The organism is Nocardioides sp. WJ219, from assembly GCF_058559815.1.
In genome coordinates, this window is sequence record NZ_JBZUJV010000006.1 from 1 (window position 1) to 23,655 (window position 23,655).

Here is a 23,655-nt window from a genome sequence, read left to right on the forward strand (position 1 = left end):
AGCTCCGCGACGAGTTGTCCACAACCCCTGTGGTTGAGCGGGAAACCCGCCGCAAACTGTCGGTGGTCGGTGCTGGAATAGTCTCATGGCCGAGCACACCGACACCCCCCGATCGGGACACCCGATCGAGGCGTTCCTGTGCTCGGTGCTCGACGACCTCCAGGCCCTGGCCGAGGTCCCGGCCTGGTCCATGGACCCGGTCACCACCACCCGCGTCGTCGGACTCGCCGCCCGGGTCGCCGCCGGCATCGCCGAGGTCGAGGCCCGCACCATCGGCCACGCCGAGGTCCTCGACCTCCCCGGCACAGCCCAGTGCCGCGACCTACGACGGTGGCTGCAGCAGACCACCGGCGTCACCCGCCGCACCGCTGCCGCGAAGACCAGGTTGGCGGGAGCGCTCGCCGGCCTGGAGCCGACCCGCGCCGCGACCGCCCGCGGTCAGATCCACGCCGAGCAGGCCCACGCCATCGCCGACCACCTCACCCGCCTCGACGACGACCACGTCCCCGCCGCCGACCGGGCCCGCGCCGAGGCGTTCCTCCTCGACCACGCCACCACCGGCGGCATCGACGCCGACGACCTCGCCCGGCTCGGCCACGCCATCGCCGAACGTCTCGACCCCGACGGCGCCGATCAACGCGAAGCCCGCGCCCTCGAGGCCCAGGAAGCCCGCGCCCGGAAGAAGACCCGCCTCACCATGGTCGACGCCGGCGACGGCCTGACCCACGGCCGGTTCACGCTGCCCACCCACGTCGCGGAGATGTTCCGCAAGCAGCTCCACGCCCTCGCCGCCCCCAAGCACGTCCGCGCCCACCACGGCCCCGGCACCTACGACTGGCAGACACCCTCAGCCGACAGGCTCGGCCACGCGTTCACCGAGTGGATCGAGACCTACCACCCAGACCAGCTCCCCCAGATCGGCGGACTCTCCGCGACCGTCATCGCCGTCGGGGACCACGACATCCTCACCGGCAAGGTCGAGGCCGCCGCCCTGGACACCGGCACCAAGATCTCCCACACCGAGTACCTACGTCTGGCCTGCGGGGCCGGTGTCATCCCCGCCTGGATGAACGCCACCGGCGAAGTGCTCGCCCTGGGCCGCAAGCACCGCTTCCACACCACCGCCCAACGCCTCGCCGCCATCGTCGAACAACGCCACTGCCAACACCCCGGCTGCGACACCCCCGGCTACCTCTGCCACACCCACCACCGGGTCCCGTGGCAGGACGGCGGCACCACCGACCTCCGCAACACCCAGCTCCTCTGCCCCTACCACCACACCCGCACCCACCAACCCGGCACGCACCCCATGCGAACGTGAGATGCAGGGCGGCGCCTCCGGCCCGTCCCTGCTCTCCTCCGTCCGACCAATCGCAGGCCCGGCCGCGTTCGACGTCGACGGGGGCGCCACTCCGTCGCCTACGCGCTCCTCTGCACCCGCGTGCCGGCACGGATCGCCCGCGGGATCTCGGCTACGGCGTCGACCACGGAGGCGAGGCGGGCGAGGTCCTCGGCCAGCGCCGGCGAGTCGATCAAGACTGAGTAGTTGATGCCGGTCGAGCACCACTCGGAGTCGAAGTCGCCGTCGGCTTCGACCGCGATCCCGTGCACCTCGATGCCGAGGCGCTCGGCCTCGCGGTAGGTGTCGTTGAGGACGCAGAGGGCCACTGACAGGTGGAGCAGGTGACCGCCGGTACTCGCGGGACCTGCGACGACGCCTTCCGCGGTCCAGGCGTGGTGGAGTACGACGCCTTCGAGCGCGCGTAGGGATCCGGCGGTCGCGCGTACGCCCAGTGGTGACAAGACCATCTGCCGATTGTGCCAACGAAAGAGACGGGCAGGCTCAGTCGGTCGCGAGATCGCGCGTCAATCCGCCGCGAACGAGCGCTGCCCGATTCAACTCAATCGTGTAGTGAACCTTGCTTTCACGCAGGTTTCTCGCCATAGGCCCGCTCCAAGCATGGCCTCACTCTCCTCGCGGCGAGTCCATGACCCGCGTTCGACGGTGACCGGGCGGGGTGCGCCACGAGCACTGGACTAGGCCATCGTGAAATCTACTTGATGTGTACATGGATGTACTGGATAGTGTTCCATGTAGTCGGGCACGCCGGCCGCACAACAACCAGGAGACCCCCATGGACAGCACTACCCCGGTTAGCGACAGCCCGTTCGCGTATGTTCCCGTCCCCAATGAGCACGTCCCGGCCGTCCTGACCTACCTCGCAGGTCTCATCGCGGGACAGCACAGTGCGGCTGCGGAGTCACTGACCACCTCGGTCTCCTCGGCTTCCTCGGCTTCCTCGCCTTCCGCCAATCCCGAGCCGCCCGCAGATGAGTGGACCGACGAGGAGCTGAGAGCCTTCCTCGACTCCGGGACCAAGACGGCGGAGATCGTCGGCCGCTTGATGGCGAACCTGACGGCGGCGGGCGACTCGGCTGCGCTGTCGACCACGGAGGTGGCTACGTCGCTAGAACTGACCTACTCGACGGTCAAGGTGCTGCCGACCCACATCACCCGGACCTTGCGCAAGCACTTCCCCGACAAGACCTCACCGCTGGTGCACATGTGGGGTTCCGAACTCTCCCCGCCGCGCGGCGACGAGCTGTACTACTCCGTAACGCCCGAGCGCGCCGCGCAGTTCGCACGCGTTACCGCGTAACCCGGACAGCCCCGCAGGCCCCGATCCCTCGGATCGGGGCCTTCGTGTGGTTTTGCCACGGCTTCCCTAGGTGACTCGGCGCCTTGCCCGGCTGGTTAGCCAGAGTCACGCTCGGGCCACCGCACCGTTCGGATCACTTATCCGACACGTGGCGATGACGTCCGCGCTGGTACGCGGTCGGTCAACACCATGATGGACTCCTCTGAGACCGTCGGTCCGTCGGACAGGGAGGCACCCATGGGAGTCATCGAGCTCGGGAAGAGCGTCGACGCCGAAGAAGCCGAGAGGTGGGTCTTGGCGGCGGCCGAGGGGCTCGTCGACGGCGAGGAGATGCTGGCGGTCTTCCGGGCCAACCAGATCAAGCCGGCCGCCGACGTCGCGTTCGTGACATCGGCGCGGATCATCCTGTGCGAGACCGCCAGGGGCTCGTTCCGGTTCAAGAGGGAGCACCGGATCGCGGACGTCCGGACGGTGACGGCCAACAAGCTGGGACTGAACGGCCAGGTCGCCATCACCACCGACGCTGGCGACAAGTTCAGGGTCTCTGTCGGCCGCTACAGGTCCGCGAAGGACGACGCAGTGGCGATGCGGGACGCGATCGAACGAGCCAGGACCCATCCCGACCATCAGCGCGCCAGCGCCAACCTGCCCCCCGTCGGACCAGACGGCGACCCGCAAGCACCGACGGCCGCACCTGAGGCGACCCCGACCCGGTTCGAGGCCAAGTCCGAAGCCCGGCAGCGCGCACTTGCCGAGCGGCAGGGCGAGCTGCAGAACCGCCTCGAGACCAGGGCCGACGAGGCGCGATCGGTACCCGAGCTCGGAAACAACGTCACCTTCGTGGGCGACCGGGCCTCGTCGAAGTCGGTCCAGGTGATCCTCGACCACTGCACGGACGACGAGCGACCGTGGCTCGTCATCGCGTCCACCGGCGCAGGAGTCCTGGCAGCCTTCGAGGACCGCCTGATGATCATCAAGACCGGAGCCGTCACCTCCTGGATGGCGGGGTCTCTGGGCGGAGGCAGGTCCGCAACGTTCCACTTCACCGACGTCACCGGGATCGAGTACAACTCCGGGTTGATGAACGGAGTCCTGGAGGTCCTCACGGCGTCCTACAGCGGAACGCTCGCAAAGGACTACTGGCGGGGAGCGGGCAGGTCACGCAACGCCGATGCGAGTGATCCCCACACGCTCAGCAACACGCTGCCCTTGACGCGGGCCCACCACGCGCAGGCGCAGCCCCACCTGAACGAGCTGCGGTCGCGGATCTCTGCTGCCAAGCGCCCCGGCTCGAGCGCACCTGCACCCGCCCCGGCAGCACCACAGCCCGACGTCATGGAGCAGCTTCGCCAGCTCGGATCACTCCGCGACGCCGGAGTCTTGACCGAGGATGAGTTCGACGCCAAGAAGGCGGAGCTGTTGCGGCGCATCTGAGCGGCGTCCGCGCCACAGCAGCGACTCATGGTCCCAAGCGGTGATGGCGGCCACGGCGCACGGCCGGTGTATCGGCCGCGTCGATCCGCCGCGAGCGGGCGTGGCGCCTAGTCGAGGACCACGCGCGGCAAGTAGCGCCTGGCGCCACGTGCCCAGTCGGTGGTGACGCTCGACCGGTACGGCCGGTAGGACTGGACCGCCACCCGTACTGAGGCTGGGTCGCCCAAGCAAGCGACTGGCGCGTTGAAGACCAACTCGTTCTGGCGTGGCCTCGTCGTGATGAAGCCCTGGTCCCAGTCGTCGGGTACGCACTCGTTCCAGTCGCCCCACGGGTCGACGCCGTTGGGGCGCAGCTTGTTCCACCCGGTGGTGGAACCTGCAGCCGTGTGCATCCCGTCCACCTTGACCACGTGATCCGGCTTGCGTTCTGCGTCAGTGTCGAAGTGGACGCCCAGTGCCGTAGCGACGGGGGCCCGGGAGCCCATCCGTGCGAAGTCACGCACACGGACCACGACGCGGACGGTCGCCGCTGAGTGAGAGACCGAGACGCGGGTGATGTCGAGCGCCCGGTGCGCGTCACGCCTGACGTCCCACTCGGTGATGTCGGCGTCGGCCAACGACCTCATCGGGACGCCGGCCGCGCCCTGCCCGGCATTTCCCGCTGTCCCGGTAGCCGCACTCGAGGGGATCGCGGTCGCCGCGGTCAGCGCGACAGCGGCGGACAGGACCACAGAAGCCGAGACGAGAAGACGCACGTGGCCAGTCTCCTGTGCGTGGGTGTCGAGCGTCTCGGGTTTCGACGATGTCGACGGCCTGGCAGCAGACCGGTGTCGGAGCCGGATCGGACTCACGTCGGCACCCAGCAGTGGGAGCCATACACGTGACTACTTGCGCGCGGGCCCACCCCACGGGGCGCCGATGCCGTACGCCTGGTCCATCTCCATCTGGTCGCGGTGGTAGGTGACGAGGCGCTCGGCCTTCATCTGGCCGCCGCCGGTGTTGGTGAGCATCGCGACGGCGCAGATGCGGAGCGGCTGGCTCTCGTCGAGGCGGACCTCGATGGTCGGGCCGCCCTGCTGGCTCACGCGGACGACGCCGTCGGCCTGGGCCCAGTTGGCGACGCCCTCGTAGATCATCGCGTAGATGAGGATGCGGTCGAACTTGTCGGAGTGCTGCTCGTTGATCCGCAGGGTCTCGCCGCCCGTGGCGGCGCCGCTGCGGTCGTCGCGGTCGAGCCGGATCCACGGCGCCTGGTCGTAGTCGCCGAAGGCGTTGCCGAGCGCCTGGATCCCGCTGACCTGACCCGAGGAGAGGACGAAGAGGCAGCAGAGGTCGAGGTCGATGCCCCGCGACTTGGGTTGCAGGAACCCGCGCTTCTGACCCCCCGGTGCCGCCTGGTTCCAGTCGAGGTTGACGACGAAGGCCCCGCCACCGCCCTTGGCGAGGTTGACCGACTCGCCGCGCTTGGTGAGCGTGACCTTGCTCAAGTTGGGAGCACTGCTCGCAGTCGGCGGGGGCGGCGGCGGCGGAGCCGGTGACGCCGCAACCGGTGCGGGCGGCGGAGGCGGCGGGGGCGGCGGGGGCGGCGGGGGCGGCGGGGGCGGCGGGGGCGGGGGTGGGGGCGGCGCGGCCGCCTCGCCCACCGAGATCCCGAAGTTGGTGGCGATGCCGGAGAGCCCGTCGGCGTACCCCTGGCCGACGGCCCGCAGCTTCCACGCGCCCTGGCGCCGGTAGACCTCGACGCAGAGCAGCGCGGTCTCGGCGGTGAGGCCGTCGGGGACGAAGGTGGCGACGGCGGAACCGCCCACCGAGACCGTCAGCGTCAGCGCACCGAGCTGCCCGAAGCTCGCCGGCCCGCTGCCGTCGAGGCTCGCGGCCACCACCACGCGCTCGATGTCGGGCGGCACCTGCGCCGGGTCGACGTCGACCCCGTCTGCGCGGTAGCGGACACCGCCGGCCGACGGCTGGTTGTAGAAGACGAAGTCGTGGTCGCCGCGCACCATGCCGGCCGCGGTGAGCAGCAGCGCCGACACATCGACCGCGGCGCCCGCCTGCACGTGCACGGAGACCTCACCCGGTGGCAGGGAGAGGTTCTGGCCCTTGCCCAGCTGCTGCGACATGCGCCGAGCCTACGGGCGGTTCCCTCGCCGGTCGTCCAGGACGTCGCGCCACGAGTGCTGCGGCTCGTAGCCGAGGAGCGCGCGGGCCTTGTCGATGGAGTAGAAGGTCTCGTCGCGGCCCATCTCGCGGCGTACCTCGACGCCGTCGTAGAAGCGCTCGATGAGCTCCTGGGTGGTCGCGGCCACGGACAGGTCGGCATTGGCGACGTTGAAGATCTCGAAGCCGAGGCCGTCGGTCTCCAGGCAGCGCAGGGTCAGCTGCCCGAGGTCGCGGGTGTCGATGTAGGCGAACAGGTTGCGCCGGCGCAGCGCGGGGTCCTCCAGGAAGGGCGGGAAGAGGGTGGCGTACTCGTCGGGCTCGATGACGTTGTTGATGCGCAGGCCGTAGATGTCGGCGCCGGTGCGGGCGTGGAAGGCGCGGGCGGTCACCTCGCCGGCCACCTTGGACATGGCGTAGGAGTCCTCCGGCACGACCGGGTGCTCCTCGTCGACCGGCACGTACAGCGGCTTGCGGTCGCCCTGGCCGAAGCAGACGCCGTACGTCGTCTCGGAGGAGGCGAAGACGATCTTGCGGATGCCGAGCCGGGTCGCGGCCTCGAGCACGTTGTAGTGGGCGACGATGTTGGTCGCGAAGGTCTCGTTGTCGGTGGAGGCCAGCGGCCGCGGGATCGCGGCGTAGTGCACCACGGCGTCGTACGCCGACCCGCGCGTGAGGTCGAGGTCGGGGTCGTCGTAGTCGGCCTGGGTGGGCACGGCGGCCAGCGCCGAGTAGGTCTGGCCGGCGTCGGTCAGGTCGACACGGAGGTCGGTGACGTCGGGGTGCCCGAGCGGGGTGAGGTCGGCGTTGGTGACTTGATGGCCCTGGGAGGCGAGGTACGGCGCGACGTGGTGCCCGGCCTTGCCACTGCCCCCGGTGAAGAAGATCCGCATGCCTCCCACCAAACCAGGCGGCCGGTCAGCGGCGCCGGCGGGCACCCGCCGACCGCGGGGGCGCGGCGCGCATGTGGTCGCGCACCGGCACCAGGAGCTCGCCCAGCTCCTGCGTCTGCGGGCCCGTCAGCACCGCGAACAGCTGCTGGCGCAGCACCTCGACGTGCCCGGGGATCACCTCCGCGACCCGGGAGCGCCCGGCGTCGGTGACCGTGACGGTCACGCTCCGCTCGTCGTCCGGGGACGGGGCGCGCACGACGAGACCGGCCTTCTCGAGCAGACCGGCCTGGTAGGTCAGGCCGCTGCGGCTGTAGACGACACCGTCGGCCAGGTCGGTCATCCGCTCGCTGCCGGTCGGTGAGTCCAGGGCCAGCCGCGCCAGGAGCTGGAACTGCACGTAGCTGAGGTCGCCGCTGTCGCGCAGCTGCTGCTCCACGGCGTGACGCAGCAGCCCCGCCACGTCCATCAGCGCGAAGTAGGCGCCGAGCTGGACGGAGTCGAGGGAGGAGGGCGAGTCGGGCACGGAACCAACCTACCAATTAATTCACCTTCGAAACACTTGCTTCGAGTTCGAAGGGGATGTAGCGTCCCTCTTGTGCTTCGGATTCGAAGCAACTCCCACCGAAAGAGAAGAAGGTCCGCCATGAAGGCCATCCGTTTCCACCAGTACGGCGACGTCGACGTCCTGCGCTACGAGGACGTCGAGACCCCCACCCCCGGCGCCGGCGAGGTCCGCGTCCGCGTCGCCGGGACGACGTTCAACGGCGTCGACGGCAACATCCGCGCCGGGTTCATGCAGGGGCCCATCCCCCTGACGCTGCCGCACGTCCCCGGCCTCGACGTGGCCGGCACGGTCGACGCCCTGGGCGACGGCGTCACCGGTCTCCAGGTCGGCGACCCCGTCGTGGGCTTCCTGCCGCTCGTCATCGACGGCGCCTCGGCCGACTACGTCCTCGCCCCTGCCGACGGCCTGGCGCCTGCCCCGTCATCGATCCCGCTCGCCGACGCCGCCGCCCTCCCCACGGTCGGCCTCACGGCGTGGCAGGCCCTCTTCGAGCACGCCGACCTCCGCCCCGGCCAGCGGATCCTGGTCAACGGCGCGAGCGGCGCGGTGGGCGGCTACGCCGTCCAGCTGGCCAAGGCCGCCGGCGCCCACGTCATCGCCACGGGCAGCGCACGCAGCACCCAGCACCTCCGCACCCGCGGCGCGGACGAGGTGGTCGACCACACCACCACCGAGGTGAGTGCCGCGGTGACCGAGCCGGTCGACGTCGTGCTCAACCTCGCGCCCGTCACCCCCGAGCAGCTCACCTCGCTCACCGACCTGGTCGGCGACGGCGGCGTCGTGGTCAACACCACCGTGTGGATGCCCGCCCCCAGCGACGAGGCTCGCGGGGTGCGCGGCATCGACCTCTACGTCCACGGTGACGCGCAGCAGCTCGCGGAGCTCGTGGCCCGCGTCGACCGCGGCGAGCTGGTCGTCGACGTCACCGAGCGCGTGGCGCTCCCCGACCTCGCGTCGGTCCACGCCCGCGCCGCCGCAGGCACCCTCACCGGCAAGGTCGTCGTCGTCCCCGAGGGCGACCAGCGCTGAGCGTCAGGACGCCAACCAGGCCGCGAACGAGTCAAAGGTGTACGGCCGGCCCAGGAAGTCCGCGACCAGGTCGGCCGCATCCCTGGTGCCGCCGGCCGCGAGCACCCGGTCGCGGTAGCGGCGGGCCACCTCGGGCTCGAACAGGTCGGTGGAGTCGAAGGCGCTGAACAGGTCCTTGGCGATCACCAGCGACCACATGTAGGTGTAGTACGCCGAGCTGTAGCCGCCGAGGTGGCCGAACGACGCGAACATGTGGGTGCCGTCCTGGTAGGGCCACGCGGAGTACTGCTCCTGCAGCTCGACCATCCGCGCGGTGAGGTCGTCGGGGCGCTCCACGTGGAACCAGTACGACATCGAGGCGTAGAACATCTGGGTGCGCGCCTGGGCGCCCTTGCCGAAGTCGTCGCTGGCGCGCATCGCCTCGACCAGGTCGGCCGGGATCGGCTCACCCGAGGCGTCGGTGGCGAAGGAGCGCAGGATGCCGGGGTCCCACGCCCACTCCTCGAGCATCTGGCTGGGGGCCTCGACGAAGTCCCACTCGGTCGCGACCCCGGCGAACCGCGCCCAGGCCACGTGCCCGCCGAGCACGTGGTGGACCAGGTGGCCGAACTCGTGGAACAGCGTCACGACGTGGTCGTGCTCCATCAGCCCGCGGCTGAAGTTGCACACCAGCACCCCCTCGGGCAGCTGCTGGCCCATCACGCCGTCGGTGAGCGTGAACTGCGCGGCGTGCTTGTACTTCCCGTCGCGCGGGTGGAGGTCGAGGTAGATCCGGCCGAGGCCGTCGCCCGAGGCGGTGTCGACGACGTCGTACGCCGTCACGTCGGGGTGCCACACGGCGGCGTCGGGCACCTCGTCGTAGCGCAGCCCGAAGAGCCGACCGGTGACGTCGAGGAGCCCGGCCCGGACCTTGTCGAAGGCGAAGTAGGTGCGCACCCGCTGCGAGTCGACCTGCAGCTGCTCCTTGCGGACGACCTCCTCGTAGTAGATGGCGTCGGCGACCGGCACCCGGTCGGCGTCGGGCCGGTCCTGGCGGTAGCGCTCGAGCAGCACCCCCAGGTCGCGCTCCATCGGCTCGCGTGCCGCCTCGGCGATCCGGTCGATGAACGCCGCGATCGCCGGCCCCTCGCCGATCATCTTGACCTCGGCGTCGTAGGACGCCCAGTCGGCGTAGCCGACCAGGCCAGCCAGCTCGTGGCGCAGGTCGAAGAGCTCCTTCAGCAGCGGCTCGGTGGCCGGCCAGCCGCGGTTGAGGAACGCGTCGAGCATGTCGCGGCGTACGTCGGCGTCGTGGGCGAACTGCCGCACCGGGATGGCGTCGGGGTAGTCGGTGGTGACCGTGACCAGCCCGTCGTCGCCGGCCGGGTGGGACTCCAGGAAGTCCTCGGGCAGGCCGGCCAGGCGCTCGGGGGCCACCCGGACCGTGCGGACGTCGTCGCGCACGACCTTGCCGAACTCCTGGTCGAGCTCGGTCATCCGCTCCCGGATCGCGGTGATCCGCTCGCGGGTCGCGTCGTCCTGGTCGACGCCGGCGCGGGTGAAGTCGCGGCGTACCTTGCCGAGCAGGCGCAGCGCCTGCTCGTCGAGGCCCTCCTCGGACAACCCGGCGAAGAGGTCGTAGAGGCCGCGGTCGAGCGAGAGCTCGGTGCTGAGCCGGCTCACGTCCTGCTCGGCCTCCTCGGCGGTGGTGCGCACCGACTCGTCGGGGTGCACGTTGCCGAGCAACGAGCCCATCGCGGCCACGTTGGACAGCTGGAGCGACAGCTCGTCCCACCGGCGCAGCACGTCGATCGCGTCGGCCGGCGGCGCCTCGCGCAGGCCGGACACGAGCTCGCGGGCCCGCGCCAGGCCGCTCCCGGCCCGCTCGCGCACCCACGCCTCCCACGCGGTGGCGTCGGCGTCGGCGGGCAGGGCCAGGGGCTCGAGCGTCTCGGGAGTCACGCGCCCAGGCTACGAGCAGCCGCCCCCACGTGCGCCGACCGTCACCCGGTCAGCTGGTCGCGCCGCCGGGTGAGGTACGCCGTCTCGGCGGGGTTGTCGATCAGCGCCAGCGCCGCGTCGTACGCCGCCCGCGCCTCGGCGGAGCGCCCGAGCCGGCGCAGCAGGTCGGCCCGGGTGGCGTGGAACGGGTGGTAGACCGCGAGCGCGTCGGTGAGCCGGTCGACGGTGGCCAGCCCCACCTCGGGGCCGTCGAGCTCGGCCACCGCGATCGCGCGGTTGAGCCGCACGACCGGGCTCGGGTCGAGGGCGACGAGCTGGTCGTAGAGCGCGGCGACCTGGGACCAGTCGGTGTCGGCGGCGGCGCGGGCGTCGGTGTGGACGGCGTTGATCGCGGCGAGCACCTGGTAGCGGCCGGGACGGTTGCGGGTCAGGCACTCGCGCACGAGCGCGTGACCCTCCTCGATCAGCGGCCGCGACCAGGCGCCGCGGTCCTGCTCGTGCAGCGGCACCAGGACGCCGTCGGCCGAGACCCGTGCGGGCCGCCGCGCCTCGGTGAGCAGCATCAGTGCCAGGAGACCGGTGACCTCGGGCACCTGCGGCAGCAGCGCCCGCAGGATCCGCCCGAGCCGGATGGCCTCGGCGGTCAGGTCGTCGCGGACCGACGTCCCCTCCGCCGTCGACAGGTAGCCCTCGTTGAAGACCAGGTAGACCACGGCCAGCACGGCGCTGACCCGCTCGGGCAGCTCGTCGAGCGACGGCACCCGGAACGGGATCCCGGCGCCGGCGATCTTCTTCTTCGCCCGGGTGATCCGCTGGGCCATCGTGGTCTCCGGCACCAGGAAGGCCTGGGCGATCTCGGCGACGGTGAGGCCGCCCAGCAGCCGCAGGGTGAGTGCCACCCGGGCCTCGGGGGCCAGCGCCGGGTGGCAGCAGGTGAAGACCATCCGCAGCCGGTCGTCCTCGACCGGCCCGGTGGGCTCGTGCGGGGTGTCGTCCATGATCGTGAGCGCGGCCTGGTGCTTGGCGTCGCGGTGGGACTCCCGGCGGATCCGGTCGATGGCCTTGCGGGTCGCCGTGGTGGTGAGCCACGCCCCCGGGTTGGGGGGCGTGCCGTCGACCGGCCACTTCTCCAGCGCGACCAGGAGCGCCTCGCCGGCGGCGTCCTCGGCGACGTCGATGTCACCGAAGCGCCGCGTCAGCGAGGCGACCACCCGGCCGAACTCCTCGCGGTAGACCCGCTCGATCGCCTCCACGGGGCGACGTCCCACCGACTCCGTCAGGCGTCCGGCTCGCCCTGGAACGGGCGGACCTCGACCTTGCCGGCGCAGGCGCGCGAGCCCTTCGTCGCCCAGGCGAGCGCCGCGTCGAGGTCGGCGGCCTCGATGATCCAGAAGCCGCCGAGGTACTCCTTGGACTCCGAGTAGGGCCCGTCGGTGACGACCGGGGTGTCGCCGGTGGCGTCGACGAGGGTGCTGGCGTCGCGGTCCTGCAGGCCGCCGGCGAAGACCCAGGCGCCCGCCTCCTGCAGCTCGGTGTTGAAGGCGTCGACGGCCTCCATGATCGGCTGCATCTGCTCCATCGTCATCTCCGCCATCTCGGCGGCGCCGGCCTCGTCGTGGTTGACGGCCAGGAAGTACTGCGCCATGTCGATCTCCTCGTTCGTGTGTGGGTGGTGCGGTGCGGCCCCGGTGGCCGCCTTCCACCCCTTCCACGAACGGGACGGCGGCGATACGACAGGTCCCCCGGAAGTTTCTCGGGACTTTCTACCGCGTGCCGCCGGTCCCGGGTCGCCGTACCCTGGCCCCGTGGCCAGCTACACCGTCAACGACGCCGGCGTCGCCCACGCCCGGGCGCTGATCGCCAAGCGGCAGTACGTCCTCGACAGCGACTGGGGCGAGGTGCAGCCGAGCGCCGCCGACCAGAACTCCTACCTCGACAAGCACTCCTGGGACGACTACGCCGGGTGGCACCTCGGCCTGACCGACGGCGCCAACGACGAGACCAAGGCCCGGTTCGCGTTCGGCTACGGCGACTTCCGCCGGTTGCACCGCTCCGGCCTGATCGCATGCGTCTACCGCGCCTCGGAGTGGCGGCACAAGCAGGTCGAGCTCGCCGCGCACGCGCTGCTGCAGGAGCTCGACGAGGCCGCCGGCATCGGCTAGCCGCACTGGTCGCGGAAGCCGGCCACGACGGTGGACATGTCCTGAAGATCCGCCAGCGCGGCGCTGGTCGCGCACCGAGCCGTCCGGTGTGGCGCAGCGGTACCACCAAGAGGCAGCGCCCTGAGCCGGAGAGCGAGCCAAGGACAAGACCGGCGTGTCAGCGCCTTGGCGGTGACACGCCGATCCGGGTCTGCGGCATGAGGTCCACGGACCTCGTTGATCCGTTACCGGACTTCGACGAAGTCGACGTGCCGCCGCACCGTCGGGTCGAACTTGCGCAACCTGAGCCGCTCGGGGTCGTTACGGCGGCTCTTGCCGCTCACGTACCGGAAGGAGGACTCCGTGGACTGGAGCAGAACCTTGCCGCGGAGCGAAGAGGAACGGTGAGCCATGATTGTCCTTTCCTGACTGCGGGTCGGCAGTCTGTCCGGCTCAACCCGCTCCAGGGCGCCGCCATTCCCACGCCGCCTGGCGCGCCGCCCCACGCAACGACGCCAGAGTTCGTCGGTCGGCGACCGATGCGCCCCGCCTCCCGCTGAGTGCGTCAACGCGGCGCCGCCCTCCTCCGTTGTCCGCCTGGACGACCGCCCCGACCCGACCCAGGAGCACGATGAGCCACCTCCGTCGCAGCGCGGCGACCGCTGCCGCCGTCACGGACGTCTACCTGCGTTCCCTCACGGGTGCTCCGTGACCTGGGCGGGCCGGTAGCGCAGGGCGACCGCCCCGGATCGGAAGTCGCGACGCTCCACGAGCTCGAGCTCGATGCGTTCACGCAGCCCGGCGAGCAACGTCGGCCCGTGTCCGGCGAGGACCGGCTGCACGACGAGCTCGTACTCGTCGATCAGTCCCAGACCTGCCAACGCCAGCGGGAGCGTCACGCCACCCACCAACAGGCCCTCGCCCGGCTCCGCCTTGAGCCGCTCGACCGCCTGCCGCAGGTCGTCCCGCACCAGCTCGGCGTTCCAGTCGACGGAGTCGAGGGTGCTCGACACGACGTGCTTCCTCGCCCGGTGGATGGCCTCGGCGAACGGGACCTCCCACTCACCCATCCACTCGGGCCACGTGCCCGTGGCCGGCTCGCGCCACGCCGACTCCATCATCTGGTAGGTCACCCGGCCGTACAGCAGGGCATCGGCGCGCTCGATCGCCGCGGTCCAGTACCGCATCGACTCCTCGTCCGGAGGAAGCCCTGCCTCGTGATGACAGCAGCCGTCGAGCGTGACGTTGATCGAGTAGCGGAGTGGTCTCATGCTGGTCCCTCTCGAGAGGCGGTCGTGCCGACCGGACCGTACTCAGACGGCCGCCGGCCCCGGATCTCATCGCCGTCCCGCTCGGTCGTCCTCGCCCGCCTCGTCGGCCTCGTCGTCCTCGTCCTGGAGCTCGCGGACCAGCCAGGCGGCGAAGGCGGCGGTGACGGCGCCGACCAGGGCGATCCCGACCACCATCAGCGCGACCGCGACGAAACGGCCGGTGGTGGTCACCGGGTAGATGTCGCCGTAACCGACCGTGGTGACGGTGGTGCACGCCCACCACACCGCGTCGCCGAAGGTGGTGATGGTCGCGCCGGGGGCGTCCTGCTCGGCGTCGAGGGCCGCCAGGGCGCCGAGACCGATCGAGGCCAGCGTCGCGCCGACCACGTAGATCCCCACCCGGCCGACCAGGGTGAGCCGGGCGCCGCGGTGCAGCAGGCGGGCGAAGGCGAGCAGCTGCAGGAGCCGCAGGGGTCGCAGCACGGGCAGCGCGACCAGCACGACGTCGTACCAGTGGCGCCAGGCGTAGCGGACCCGGTGCCGCGCCAGGGCCAGCCGGATCGCGAGGTCGACGGCGAACGCCGCCCACACCGTCCACGAGACGACGCGCAGGAAGTCCTCGACGCCCGGCTCGAGGCTCCGGTCGAGCACCGGCCACGCGTAGGCCACCAGGAACGCGAGCGCCAGGAGCACCAGTGGCACCTCGGTACGCCGCTCCCAGCGCTGCACGCGTTCCTCGGTCGTCACGACCCAGGAGCCTAGGCACCGGGTGCGCTTGACTGGACGGGTGACCACCGACGCCCCCGCCCCCGTCCGCGCCTGGCACCGGCTCGTCGAGAACCGCGACCCCGCCGGCCTCGACGACCTGCTGGCCGAGGGGTGCGTGTTCCGCTCCCCCGCCGTGCACACGCCGCAGGAGGGCAAGGCCGTCACGACCGCCTACCTGAGCGCGGCGATGGTCGTGCTCGGCCCGCACCTGCGCTACGTCGCCGAGTGGTACGCCGGCACGGACGACGACGGCTCGGCCGTGCTGGAGTTCGAGACCGAGGTGGCCGGCAAGGCCGTGCACGGGGTCGACATGCTGCGCTGGGGCGCCGACGGGCGGCTCACGTCGTTCACGGTGATGGTCCGCCCGGTCAAGGGGCTGGAGGCCGTGATCGCGGCGATGGGCGCCGAGCTGACCCAGGGCTGATCACGGGCTGAGGCCGGGGCGGCGTCCACGAACCGTCAAGGACCCCGCCGGCACCGTCAAGGAACCGTCAAGACCGTCGGGTCCGGTGTCGCGGCGGCGGTGCGATGGGGTCGTGACCGACGCCCTCTTCCTCCTCCTCACCCTCACGGCCTTCGCGCTCCTCGCGCTGCTCGTCGGGGTCCTCGACCGCACCGGCCGGCAGTCCCAGGGCGGGGAGCGGTGAGCGAGCTCGCCCCGGCGCTGGGCCAGGTCGCCCTGCTGGTGGCGCTGCTCGCGCTCACCGTCCCCCTGCTCGGCCGGTACCTGGCCCACGTCTACACCGCCGAGCGGCACCTCGCCCCGGAGCGGGTCGCCTACAGCGTGCTCCGGCTCGACCCCGACGCCGACCAGCACTGGCGCACCTACGCCCTGTCGGTCCTCGGCTTCTCGCTCGTCGGCGTGCTCGCGCTCTACGCGCTCGGCCGGCTCCAGCAGCACCTCCCGCTCTCGCTCGGCTTCCCCGCCCTGCCGAGCGACGGCGCGTGGAACACCGCGGTCTCGTTCGTGACCAACACCAACTGGCAGTGGTACTCCGGCGAGGCGGCGCTGGGCCACCTCGTGCAGACCAGCGGGCTGACGGTCCAGAACTTCGTCTCGGCCGGGGTCGGCATGTCGGTCGCGGCGGCGCTCGCCCGCGGCCTGGCGCGCAGCGGCACCGGAGGCACGAGCGGTCGCGTCGGCAACTTCTGGACCGACCTGGTGCGCACCGTGGTCCGGGTGCTGCTGCCGATCGCGCTGGTCGCGGCCGTCCTGCTGGTGCTGCTCGGCGTCGTCCAGAACCTGCACGACCCCGTCACCGTCACCACGCTGACCGGCGACCCCCAGACCATCCCGGGCGGCGCCGTCGCCAGCCAGGAGGCGATCAAGGAGCTCGGCACCAACGGCGGCGGCTTCTACAACGCCAACTCCGCGCACCCCTTCGAGAACCCGGGTCCGCTGTCGAACCTCCTCGAGGTCTACCTGATCCTGCTCGTCCCGTTCGGCATGGCCTGGGCCTTCGGGCACCTCGTGCGCGACCGCCGCCAGGGCGCCGCCGTCCTCGCCGTGATGGCGGTGCTCCTCGCCGTGTCGATCGGCCTGCTCACCTGGGCCGAGATGGCCGGCCCCGGCAGCGCCCCCGAGCTCGCCGGCGGCGCGCTCGAGGGCAAGGAGGTGCGCTTCGGGACGGCCGGCTCGGCGCTGTTCGCCGCGGCCACGACGGCCACGTCGACGGGTGCGGTCAACGCCTCGCACGACTCGTTGACCGCCCCCGGCGGCGGCGTCGCGCTGTTCGGCATGATGCTCGGCGAGATCGCGCCCGGCGGGGTCGGCTCGGGCCTCTACGGGATGCTCGTGCTCGCCGTCGTCACCGTCTTCCTCAGCGGCCTGATGGTCGGCCGCACCCCCGAGTACCTCGGCAAGAAGATCGGCCAGCGCGAGATCGTGCTGGTCGCGGCCTACGTGCTCACCACGCCGCTGCTGGTCCTCGGCGGCAGCGCCCTGGCGCTCTCGGTGCCGGCCGGCCTGGCCGGGCTGCAGGAGTCGGGCCCGCACGGCCTGTCCGAGGCGGTGTACGCCGTCACCTCGGCGGCCAACAACAACGGCTCGGCCTTCGGCGGCCTCACCTCGGGCACGCCGTTCTGGAACACCCTGCTCGGTGCCTGCATGCTGCTCGGCCGGTTCGTGCCGATGGTGCTGGTGCTCGCGCTCGCGGGCCGGTTCGCCACCCAGCCCCGGCTCCCGTCGGGGGCCGGCACCCTGCCGACCCACCGCCCGCTGTTCGTCGTCCTGCTCACCGGCGTCGCCCTGGTCGTGGTCGGGCTGACCTACGTGCCGGTGCTCGCCCTCGGCCCGATCGTGGAGTCCCTGTCATGACCACGCACGTCCTGACCCCCGCCCAGCTCGGCGAGGCCCTGCCCGGCGCCCTGCGCAAGCTCGACCCGCGCGCGCTGCTGGCCACCCCCGTGATGCTCGTCGTCGAGGTCGGCGCCGCGGTCACCACCGTGATCTCGGTGGTCGACCCGAGCGTGCTCGGCTGGTCGGTCACCGTCGGGCTCTGGCTGACCGTGCTGTTCGGCACCCTGGCCGAGTCGGTGGCCGAGGGCCGCGGCAAGGCCCAGGCGGCGAGCCTGCGCGGGCTGCAGACCGAGACGCCGGCGCGGCGGCGTACGCCGTCGGGCGGGCTCGAGGCGGTGCCGTCGACCGCGCTGCGCACCGGCGACGTCGTCGTGGTCGAGGCCGGCGAGCGGATCCCCGGCGACGGTGACGTCGTCGAGGGCGTCGCGTCGGTCGACGAGTCGGCGGTCACCGGCGAGTCGGCGCCGGTGATCCGGGAGTCGGGCGGCGACCGCAGCGCGGTCACCGGCGGCACGGTCGTGCTGTCCGACCGGATCGTCGTACGGATCACCTCCGAGCCCGGGCACTCCTTCGTCGACCGGATGATCGCGCTGGTCGAGGGCTCCGAGCGCCAGCGCACCCCCAACGAGGTCGCCCTCAACGTGCTGCTGACCTCGCTGACCGTCGTCTTCGTCGCGGTCGTCACGTCGCTGTACTTCCTCGCCGACCACAGCGGCGCGGGCCAGAGCGTGCTGGTGCTCGTCGCCCTGCTGGTCTGCCTGATCCCCACCACGATCGGTGCCCTGCTCTCGGCCATCGGCATCGCCGGCATGGACCGGCTCGTGCGCCGCAACGTGCTGGCCATGTCGGGCCGGGCCGTCGAGGCGGCCGGCGACGTCGACGTGCTGCTGCTCGACAAGACCGGGACGATCACCCACGGCAACCGCCGGGCCACCGCGCTGTCGCCACTGACCGGCGTCACCGCCGACGAGCTCGCCCGGGCCGCGCTGCTCGCGTCGCTGGCCGACGAGACCCCCGAGGGCCGCTCGGTGGTCACGCTGGTGGAGGGGCAGGGCATCGAGGTGGCCGCCGTCGGGGCGACGTACGTCGCGTTCTCGGCCGCCACCCGGATGAGCGGCATCGACCTCGACGGGCGGGAGGTCCGCAAGGGCGCGGCCTCGGCCGTCACGGCCTGGGTCGGCGGCTCGACACCCGAGCTCGACACCCTCGTCGAGCAGGTCAGCCGGACCGGCGGCACGCCGCTGGTGGTGGCCGAGCGCGGTCGCGCCCTGGGGGTGGTCCACCTGCAGGACGTCGTCAAGGACGGGATGCGCGAGCGGTTCGCCGAGCTGCGGGCCATGGGCATCCGCACGGTGATGGTCACCGGCGACAACGCCGTGACCGCCGCCGCCATCGCCGCCGAGGCCGGCGTCGACGACGTCCTGGCCGAGGCCACGCCGGAGGACAAGCTGGCGCTGATCCGCCGCGAGCAGGAGGGCGGCCGGATGGTCGCCATGTGCGGCGACGGCACCAACGACGCGCCCGCGCTGGCGCAGGCCGACGTCGGCGTCGCGATGAACACCGGCACCACCGCCGCCAAGGAGGCCGGCAACATGGTCGACCTCGACTCCGACCCCACCAAGCTGCTCGAGGTCGTCGAGATCGGCAAGCAGCTGCTGATCACCCGCGGCGCGCTGACGACGTTCTCGGTGGCCAACGACGTCGCGAAGTACTTCGCGATCCTGCCGGCGATGTTCGTCGGCGCCTTTCCCGAGCTCAGCGCCCTCGACGTGATGCGGCTCAGCAGCCCCGCGTCGGCGATCGTCTCGGCGGTCGTCTTCAACGCGCTGGTCATCGTGGCGCTCATCCCGCTCTCGCTGCGCGGTGTGCGCTACCGACCCGCGTCGGCGTCGGACCTGCTCACCCGCAACCTGCTCGTGTACGGCGTCGGCGGGCTGGTGACGCCGTTCATCGGCATCAAGCTGCTCGACCTCGTCGTCTCGCTGATCCCCGGACTCTGAGGAGCACACCCATGAAGGACCTCCACGCCCTCCTCCGCCACAGCCTCGCCGGGCTGCGCGTGCTCCTCGCCGCCACGGTGCTCCTCGGCGTGGCGTACCCGCTCGTCGTGCTCGGCGTCGCCCGGCTCGTGCCCGGACGCGCCGACGGCTCGCTCGTCAGCGTCGACGGGGAGGTCGTCGGGTCGAGCCTGGTCGGCCAGCTCGCCCCGCCCGACCTCTTCCAACCCCGCCCCTCGGCTGCGGGCGACGGCTACGACCCGCTCAACACCTATGGCTCCAACCTCGGCCCCGAGAGTCCCGAGCTCCTCGCCGCGATCGCGGAGCGGCAGGCCGAGGTCGCCGCACGCGAGGGCGTGCCGGTCGCCGACGTCCCGCCCGACGCGGTGACGGCCTCCGGCTCCGGTCTCGACCCGCACGTCTCGCCGGCGTACGCAGCGCTGCAGGTGGCGCGGGTCGCCGCCGCCCAGGGGCTGGGCGTCGACGTCGTGCGCGACCTGGTCGCCGACCACACCGAGGGCCGGACCCTCGGCGTCCTCGGTGAGCCGCGGGTCAACGTGCTCGAGCTCAACCTGGCCGTGCTGGACGCAGTGGGAGGATCTGGCCCGTGAGCGAGCACGTCCGACGCGGGCGCCTGACCGTCTACCTGGGCGCCGCGCCGGGGGTGGGCAAGACCTGCGCGATGCTCGGCGAGGCCCGGCGGCGGTGCGAGCGCGGCACCGACGTCGTGGTCGGCTACGTCGAGACGCACGGCCGCCGTCACACCGAGGAGATGGTCGCCGGGCTCGAGGTCGTGCCGCGCCGCGAGGTCGGTCACCGCGGCGCGGTGTTCGCGGAGATGGACACCGACGCGGTGCTCGCCCGCGCACCCGCCGTCGTGCTCGTCGACGAGCTCGCCCACACCAACGTCCCCGGCGGCCGGCACGAGAAGCGCGCCGGCGACGTCGAGGAGCTCCGTGCGGCCGGCATCGACGTCATCACCACCCTCAACATCCAGCACCTCGAGTCGCTCAACGACGAGGTCGAGCGGATCACCGGCGTGCGCCAGCGCGAGACCGTGCCCGACGAGGCGGTCCGCACCGCCGACCAGATCGAGCTCGTGGACATGTCGCCGGACGCGCTGCGGCGGCGGATGGCGCACGGCAACATCTACCGCCCCGACCGGATCGACGCCTCGCTGACGTCGTACTTCCGGGTCGGCAACCTCACCGCGCTGCGCGAGCTGGCCCTGCTCTGGCTGGCCGACCGGGTCGACGACGACCTCGGCGACTACCGCCGCGCCCACGCGATCGACCACCCGTGGCCGACCAGGGAGCGGATCGTGGTGGCGGTGACCGGCGGCACCGAGAGCGAGACGCTGCTGCGCCGCGGCGCCCGGCTCGCCCAGCGGGCGGCCGGCTCGGAGCTGCTCGCCGTCCACGTCATCGCCTCCGACGGCCTCGGCGGGCCCGACGAGACCCGCATCGCCCGCGCCCAGCAGCTGGTCGCCTCGCTCGGCGGCACCTTCCACTCCGTGGTCGGCGAGGACGTCGCCGCCGCGGTCGTCGACTTCGCCACCGCCGCCAACGCCACGATGGTGGTGGTCGGCGTCTCCCGGCACGGCCGGCTGCGCCGGCTCGTCGCGGGCACCACCGGCGACCGGATCGCCGCCCTCGCCGGGGCGGTCGACGTCCACCTGGTCACCCACGACCAGGTGGCCCGCGGCACCCGGCGGCGAGCGGTGCTATCGCCGCTCAGCCCGCGCCGCCAGGTGGCCGGCTGGGTCGCCGCCGTCGTCCTCCCGCTGCTGCTGACCCTGGTGCTCCAGGGCTTCGACGACACCGACCAGCTGCCGCTGGCCGAGATGCTGCTGCTCGCGGGCGCTGTGGCGGTCGCGCTGGTCGGTGGGCTGCTGCCGGCCCTGCTGGCGGCGCTGGTGAGCTTCCTGGCGCTCAACTGGGTCTTCACCCCGCCGACCGGGGAGCTCACGGTGGCCGACCCGGCCAACCTGGTCTCGCTGCTCGTCTACGTCGCCGTGGCCGCGGGGGTCGCCACCGTCGTCGACCGGGCCTCGCGGCGGGCCGCCGACGCCGTCCGCGCCCGGGCCGAGGCCGCGACCATGGGCTCGCTGTCGCGCTCGGTGCTGACCGGGCAGGACACCGCCGAGGCGGTCGTCGAGCGGGTGCGCGAGGTGTTCGGGCAGCAGTCGGTCTCGCTGCTCGCCCGCGCCCCGGCCGGGTGGGACCTGGTGGCCGCGGCCGGCGCCGACCCTCCCGCCCGTCCCGAGGACGGCGACACGCGGGTGCGCGTCGACGACGACCGGGTCCTGTGCCTGCGCGGCGCCACGCTGCGCGCCGGTGACCAGCGGGTCCTGGAGGCCTTCGCGGTGCAGACCAGCCTGGTGCTGGAGTACCGCCGGCTGCGCGAGCGCGAGCAGCGCGCCGCCGCGCTGGAGAGCGCCGAGGCCACCAGCACCGCCCTGCTGCGTGCCGTCTCCCACGACCTGCGCACACCGCTGGCGACGATGCGCGCCTCGGTCGACGGGCTGGTCCTCGGCGACGTCGGACCGGACGACCGGGCCGCCCTGCACGAGTCGCTCGACACCGCCACCGACCGGCTGGAGACCTTGATCGACAACCTGCTCGACCTCTCGCGCGTGCGGGCCGGGCTGGTGACCCCCACCCTGGCCGACCGCAGCCTCGACGAGGTGCTCCCGCTGGCGGTCGCGGGGCACCCCCCGGGCGCGGTGGTGCTCGACGTCGACGAGCCGGCCCCGGTGGTGCGCACCGACGCCGGCCTGCTCGAGCGGGTCATGGCCAACCTGGTCGCCAACGCGGTGCGCGCCTCGGCCGGCGAGCCGGTGCGGGTCCTGGCGCACGTGCTGCCCACGACCGTCGAGGTGATGGTCGTCGACCGCGGTCCCGGCGTGCCGCCCGACCAGCGCGACCGGATGTTCGAGCCGTTCCAGCGGCTCTCCGACAGCGCGCCCGGCGGCCTGGGCCTCGGGCTCGCGGTCGCGCTCGGCCTGACCGAGGCCGTCGGCGGCCGGCTCGCGGCCGAGGACACCCCGGGTGGCGGCCTCACCATGATCCTGTCCCTGCCACGGGGGGCGTCGTGAACGTCGGCGGCCGCCCGGGCCGGGTGCTCGTGGTCGACGACGAGCCGGCGCTGGCCCGCGCGCTGGCCATCAACCTGCGGGCGCACGGCTGGGAGGTGACCACCGCCGCCGACGGTCGCAGCGCGCTGGACGCCGCCGCGACGACCCACCCCGACGTCGTCGTGCTCGACCTGGGGCTGCCCGACCTCGACGGTACCGAGGTGATCGCCGGGCTGCGCGGCTGGACCAGCGTGCCGATCGTGGTGCTCTCGGCGCGCCAGCACGGTGAGGACAAGGTCGAGGCGCTCGACCTCGGCGCCGACGACTACGTCACCAAGCCCTTCGCGATGAACGAGCTGATGGCCCGGCTGCGGGCCGCGGTGCGCCGGGCCCAGGAGGCGGCGCCCACCGAGACCGTCGTGACGGCCGGCGACCTGACCATCGACCTGGCCCGCAAGCGGGTCGCCAAGGGCGGCGACGACGTCCGGCTCACCCCCACCGAGTGGGCCTTCCTCGAGCTGCTCGCCCGCCACCTCGGCCGGCTGGTGCCGCGCGCGCAGGTGCTGCGCGAGGTGTGGGGGCCGGCGTACGAGCACGAGACGCACTACCTGCGGGTCTACGCCGCGCAGCTGCGCCGCAAGCTCGAGGACGACCCCTCGGCGCCGCGGCACCTGATCACCACGGCGGGCCTGGGCTACACGCTCGAGCCCTGACCGTCGCCCTGGCCCTGGCCGCGCAGGCGGTCGCGGACGTCGAAGGAGTTGATGCCGCGCTCGCGGGAGACCGGCTTCTCGACCAGGCCGCGCTCGAAGACGATGACGCTGTCGTAGAGGTGCATCGACCGGGTGGTCCGGGTGAACTCGTCGACGACGAACCCGGGCTCGCGGGAGTGCCAGGCGTGGAGCTGGTCGCTGAGGTCCTTGGCGTACTCGATGAAGGTGCCCTCGCGCCGGTAGCCCCCGCCGTAGCCGGGCCAGTAGCTGGTGTGCAGGTCCTCGATGAGGAAGCAGCCGTCCTGGGACATGGCCGGGTAGATCTCCTCGAACGAGGCGATCTGCTGGCCCATGTGGTGGCCGCCGTCCTCGATCACCACGTCGAAAGGCCCGTGCTTCTCGTTGAGCGAGCGCAGGAACTCGCGGTTCTCCTGGTCGCCGATCTCGATCGAGACGTTGCCGCCGGCGAACTGGCGGCAACGCTCGTCGATGTCGACGCCGACGATGCGGGAGTCGTCGTGGAAGTAGTGCTGCCACATCTGCATCGAGCCGCCCTGGTTGACCCCGAACTCCAGGATCGTCGCCGGCTCGTCGCGGAACCGGGCGAAGTGGCGGTGGTAGATCTCGAAGTAGTGGATCCACTTGTGGATCCGCGGACCCTCGTGCTGACGGAAGAAGCGCAGGAGCGGATTGGGTCGGGGCACGCCACGG

23 protein-coding genes are annotated in these 23,655 nt (G+C 72.3%); 11 read left to right on the plus strand and 12 right to left on the minus strand.

The annotated features are described in order from the left end of the window. Positions 1-85 precede the first annotated feature (85 nt). Complete coding sequence (locus AC4MBH_RS14865) at positions 86-1,321, plus strand: HNH endonuclease signature motif containing protein (protein WP_491795688.1); 1,236 nt, start codon at positions 86-88, stop codon at positions 1,319-1,321. A gap of 98 nt (positions 1,322-1,419) precedes the next feature. Here AC4MBH_RS14865 and AC4MBH_RS14870 read toward each other — a convergent pair whose 3' ends face one another. Next, a complete protein-coding gene (locus tag AC4MBH_RS14870; protein ID WP_491795689.1) occupies positions 1,420-1,809 on the minus strand; it encodes an OsmC family protein in 390 nt (129 codons plus the stop codon). Between the two features lie 326 nt (positions 1,810-2,135). On the opposite strand from AC4MBH_RS14870, the gene AC4MBH_RS14875 reads away from it, so the two are divergent. Continuing rightward, positions 2,136-2,660: a hypothetical protein gene (locus tag AC4MBH_RS14875; protein ID WP_491795690.1), complete on the plus strand. Its 525-nt coding sequence runs from the start codon at positions 2,136-2,138 to the stop codon at positions 2,658-2,660. A 237-nt stretch (positions 2,661-2,897) separates the two neighbouring features. After that, positions 2,898-4,094 (plus strand): SHOCT domain-containing protein, encoded by a 1,197-nt coding sequence (locus tag AC4MBH_RS14880; protein ID WP_491795691.1) that lies wholly within the window; start codon positions 2,898-2,900, stop codon positions 4,092-4,094. A 107-nt stretch (positions 4,095-4,201) separates the two neighbouring features. On the opposite strand, the gene AC4MBH_RS14885 is transcribed toward AC4MBH_RS14880, so the two are convergent. From AC4MBH_RS14885 to AC4MBH_RS14900, 4 genes are read right to left on the minus strand one after another with little or no spacing between them, the layout of a single operon-like run. Then, complete coding sequence (locus AC4MBH_RS14885) at positions 4,202-4,945, minus strand: hypothetical protein (protein ID WP_491795692.1); 744 nt, start codon at positions 4,943-4,945, stop codon at positions 4,202-4,204. Positions 4,946-4,978: 33 nt separating this feature from the next. Continuing rightward, positions 4,979-6,214 (minus strand): TerD family protein, encoded by a 1,236-nt coding sequence (locus AC4MBH_RS14890; protein WP_491795693.1) that lies wholly within the window; start codon positions 6,212-6,214, stop codon positions 4,979-4,981. 9 nt (positions 6,215-6,223) lie between these two features. Continuing rightward, positions 6,224-7,144, minus strand: a complete 921-nt coding sequence (locus AC4MBH_RS14895) for an NAD-dependent epimerase/dehydratase family protein (RefSeq protein WP_491795694.1) — start codon at positions 7,142-7,144, stop codon at positions 6,224-6,226. A gap of 25 nt (positions 7,145-7,169) precedes the next feature. Then, positions 7,170-7,667, minus strand: coding sequence for a MarR family winged helix-turn-helix transcriptional regulator (locus tag AC4MBH_RS14900; protein ID WP_491795695.1), 498 nt, complete (start codon positions 7,665-7,667; stop codon positions 7,170-7,172). A gap of 120 nt (positions 7,668-7,787) precedes the next feature. On the opposite strand from AC4MBH_RS14900, the gene AC4MBH_RS14905 reads away from it, so the two are divergent. Beyond that, the gene (locus AC4MBH_RS14905) at positions 7,788-8,738 is read left to right on the plus strand and encodes an NADP-dependent oxidoreductase (RefSeq protein ID WP_491795696.1); all 951 of its coding nucleotides are present in this window, start codon (positions 7,788-7,790) and stop codon (positions 8,736-8,738) included. A gap of 3 nt (positions 8,739-8,741) precedes the next feature. On the opposite strand, the gene AC4MBH_RS14910 is transcribed toward AC4MBH_RS14905, so the two are convergent. From AC4MBH_RS14910 to AC4MBH_RS14920, 3 genes are read right to left on the minus strand one after another with little or no spacing between them, the layout of a single operon-like run. After that, positions 8,742-10,679 (minus strand): M3 family metallopeptidase, encoded by a 1,938-nt coding sequence (locus AC4MBH_RS14910; protein ID WP_491795697.1) that lies wholly within the window; start codon positions 10,677-10,679, stop codon positions 8,742-8,744. A 41-nt stretch (positions 10,680-10,720) separates the two neighbouring features. Further along, positions 10,721-11,932, minus strand: a complete 1,212-nt coding sequence (locus AC4MBH_RS14915) for an RNA polymerase sigma factor (RefSeq protein WP_491795698.1) — start codon at positions 11,930-11,932, stop codon at positions 10,721-10,723. A 23-nt stretch (positions 11,933-11,955) separates the two neighbouring features. Beyond that, on the minus strand, positions 11,956-12,324 hold the full coding sequence (locus AC4MBH_RS14920; RefSeq protein ID WP_491795699.1) for a YciI family protein: 369 nt from the start codon (positions 12,322-12,324) through the stop codon (positions 11,956-11,958). Between the two features lie 160 nt (positions 12,325-12,484). Between AC4MBH_RS14920 and AC4MBH_RS14925 the strand changes: the two genes are divergently transcribed. Further along, entirely contained in the window at positions 12,485-12,841 is a 357-nt protein-coding gene (locus AC4MBH_RS14925; protein WP_491795700.1) for a hypothetical protein, read from the plus strand. Between the two features lie 224 nt (positions 12,842-13,065). Here AC4MBH_RS14925 and rpmG read toward each other — a convergent pair whose 3' ends face one another. The 3 genes from rpmG to AC4MBH_RS14940 form a co-directional block, all read right to left on the minus strand. After that, the gene (gene rpmG / locus AC4MBH_RS14930) at positions 13,066-13,233 is read right to left on the minus strand and encodes a 50S ribosomal protein L33 (protein ID WP_491795701.1); all 168 of its coding nucleotides are present in this window, start codon (positions 13,231-13,233) and stop codon (positions 13,066-13,068) included. Between the two features lie 282 nt (positions 13,234-13,515). Then, positions 13,516-14,091, minus strand: coding sequence for a dihydrofolate reductase family protein (locus tag AC4MBH_RS14935; protein ID WP_491795702.1), 576 nt, complete (start codon positions 14,089-14,091; stop codon positions 13,516-13,518). Positions 14,092-14,157: 66 nt separating this feature from the next. After that, positions 14,158-14,838 (minus strand): potassium channel family protein, encoded by a 681-nt coding sequence (locus AC4MBH_RS14940; RefSeq protein ID WP_491795703.1) that lies wholly within the window; start codon positions 14,836-14,838, stop codon positions 14,158-14,160. Between the two features lie 40 nt (positions 14,839-14,878). On the opposite strand from AC4MBH_RS14940, the gene AC4MBH_RS14945 reads away from it, so the two are divergent. The 6 genes from AC4MBH_RS14945 to AC4MBH_RS14970 all read left to right on the plus strand — a co-directional run bounded on the left by AC4MBH_RS14945 (position 14,879) and on the right by AC4MBH_RS14970 (position 22,944). Then, positions 14,879-15,283, plus strand: coding sequence for a nuclear transport factor 2 family protein (locus AC4MBH_RS14945; RefSeq protein ID WP_491795704.1), 405 nt, complete (start codon positions 14,879-14,881; stop codon positions 15,281-15,283). A gap of 219 nt (positions 15,284-15,502) precedes the next feature. Further along, entirely contained in the window at positions 15,503-17,176 is a 1,674-nt protein-coding gene (gene kdpA, locus AC4MBH_RS14950) for a potassium-transporting ATPase subunit KdpA (protein ID WP_491795705.1), read from the plus strand. After that, positions 17,173-19,158 carry a potassium-transporting ATPase subunit KdpB gene (kdpB, locus tag AC4MBH_RS14955; protein WP_491795706.1) on the plus strand — a complete coding sequence of 662 codons (1,986 nt, stop codon included), beginning with the start codon at positions 17,173-17,175 and terminating at the stop codon, positions 19,156-19,158. Before kdpA ends, kdpB begins: the two co-directional genes overlap by 4 nt. A gap of 11 nt (positions 19,159-19,169) precedes the next feature. Next, positions 19,170-19,766 (plus strand): K(+)-transporting ATPase subunit C, encoded by a 597-nt coding sequence (gene kdpC, locus AC4MBH_RS14960; RefSeq protein ID WP_491795707.1) that lies wholly within the window; start codon positions 19,170-19,172, stop codon positions 19,764-19,766. Further along, positions 19,763-22,252: a DUF4118 domain-containing protein gene (locus AC4MBH_RS14965; RefSeq protein WP_491795708.1), complete on the plus strand. Its 2,490-nt coding sequence runs from the start codon at positions 19,763-19,765 to the stop codon at positions 22,250-22,252. Before kdpC ends, AC4MBH_RS14965 begins: the two co-directional genes overlap by 4 nt. After that, entirely contained in the window at positions 22,249-22,944 is a 696-nt protein-coding gene (locus AC4MBH_RS14970; RefSeq protein ID WP_491795709.1) for a response regulator, read from the plus strand. Before AC4MBH_RS14965 ends, AC4MBH_RS14970 begins: the two co-directional genes overlap by 4 nt. Here the strand turns inward: AC4MBH_RS14970 and AC4MBH_RS14975 are convergent. Next, the gene (locus AC4MBH_RS14975; protein WP_491795710.1) at positions 22,926-23,648 is read right to left on the minus strand and encodes a class I SAM-dependent methyltransferase; all 723 of its coding nucleotides are present in this window, start codon (positions 23,646-23,648) and stop codon (positions 22,926-22,928) included. The genes AC4MBH_RS14970 and AC4MBH_RS14975 overlap by 19 nt on opposite strands. Positions 23,649-23,655: the final 7 nt, after the last annotated feature.

Bases quoted from the DNA above. Each gene is read 5' to 3' on its own strand.
- AC4MBH_RS14935 (WP_491795702.1), bottom strand. From the start codon at position 14,091: ATGAGACCACTCCGCTACTCGATCAACGTCACGCTCGACGGCTGCTGT.
- AC4MBH_RS14870 (WP_491795689.1), bottom strand. From the start codon at position 1,809: ATGGTCTTGTCACCACTGGGCGTACGCGCGACCGCCGGATCCCTACGC.
- AC4MBH_RS14880 (WP_491795691.1), top strand. From the start codon at position 2,898: ATGGGAGTCATCGAGCTCGGGAAGAGCGTCGACGCCGAAGAAGCCGAG.
- AC4MBH_RS14920 (WP_491795699.1), bottom strand. From the start codon at position 12,324: ATGGCGCAGTACTTCCTGGCCGTCAACCACGACGAGGCCGGCGCCGCC.
- AC4MBH_RS14890 (WP_491795693.1), bottom strand. From the start codon at position 6,214: ATGTCGCAGCAGCTGGGCAAGGGCCAGAACCTCTCCCTGCCACCGGGT.
- rpmG (WP_491795701.1), bottom strand. From the start codon at position 13,233: ATGGCTCACCGTTCCTCTTCGCTCCGCGGCAAGGTTCTGCTCCAGTCC.
- kdpB (WP_491795706.1), top strand. From the start codon at position 17,173: ATGACCACGCACGTCCTGACCCCCGCCCAGCTCGGCGAGGCCCTGCCC.
- kdpC (WP_491795707.1), top strand. From the start codon at position 19,170: ATGAAGGACCTCCACGCCCTCCTCCGCCACAGCCTCGCCGGGCTGCGC.
- AC4MBH_RS14865 (WP_491795688.1), top strand. From the start codon at position 86: ATGGCCGAGCACACCGACACCCCCCGATCGGGACACCCGATCGAGGCG.
- AC4MBH_RS14895 (WP_491795694.1), bottom strand. From the start codon at position 7,144: ATGCGGATCTTCTTCACCGGGGGCAGTGGCAAGGCCGGGCACCACGTC.
- AC4MBH_RS14875 (WP_491795690.1), top strand. From the start codon at position 2,136: ATGGACAGCACTACCCCGGTTAGCGACAGCCCGTTCGCGTATGTTCCC.
- AC4MBH_RS14905 (WP_491795696.1), top strand. From the start codon at position 7,788: ATGAAGGCCATCCGTTTCCACCAGTACGGCGACGTCGACGTCCTGCGC.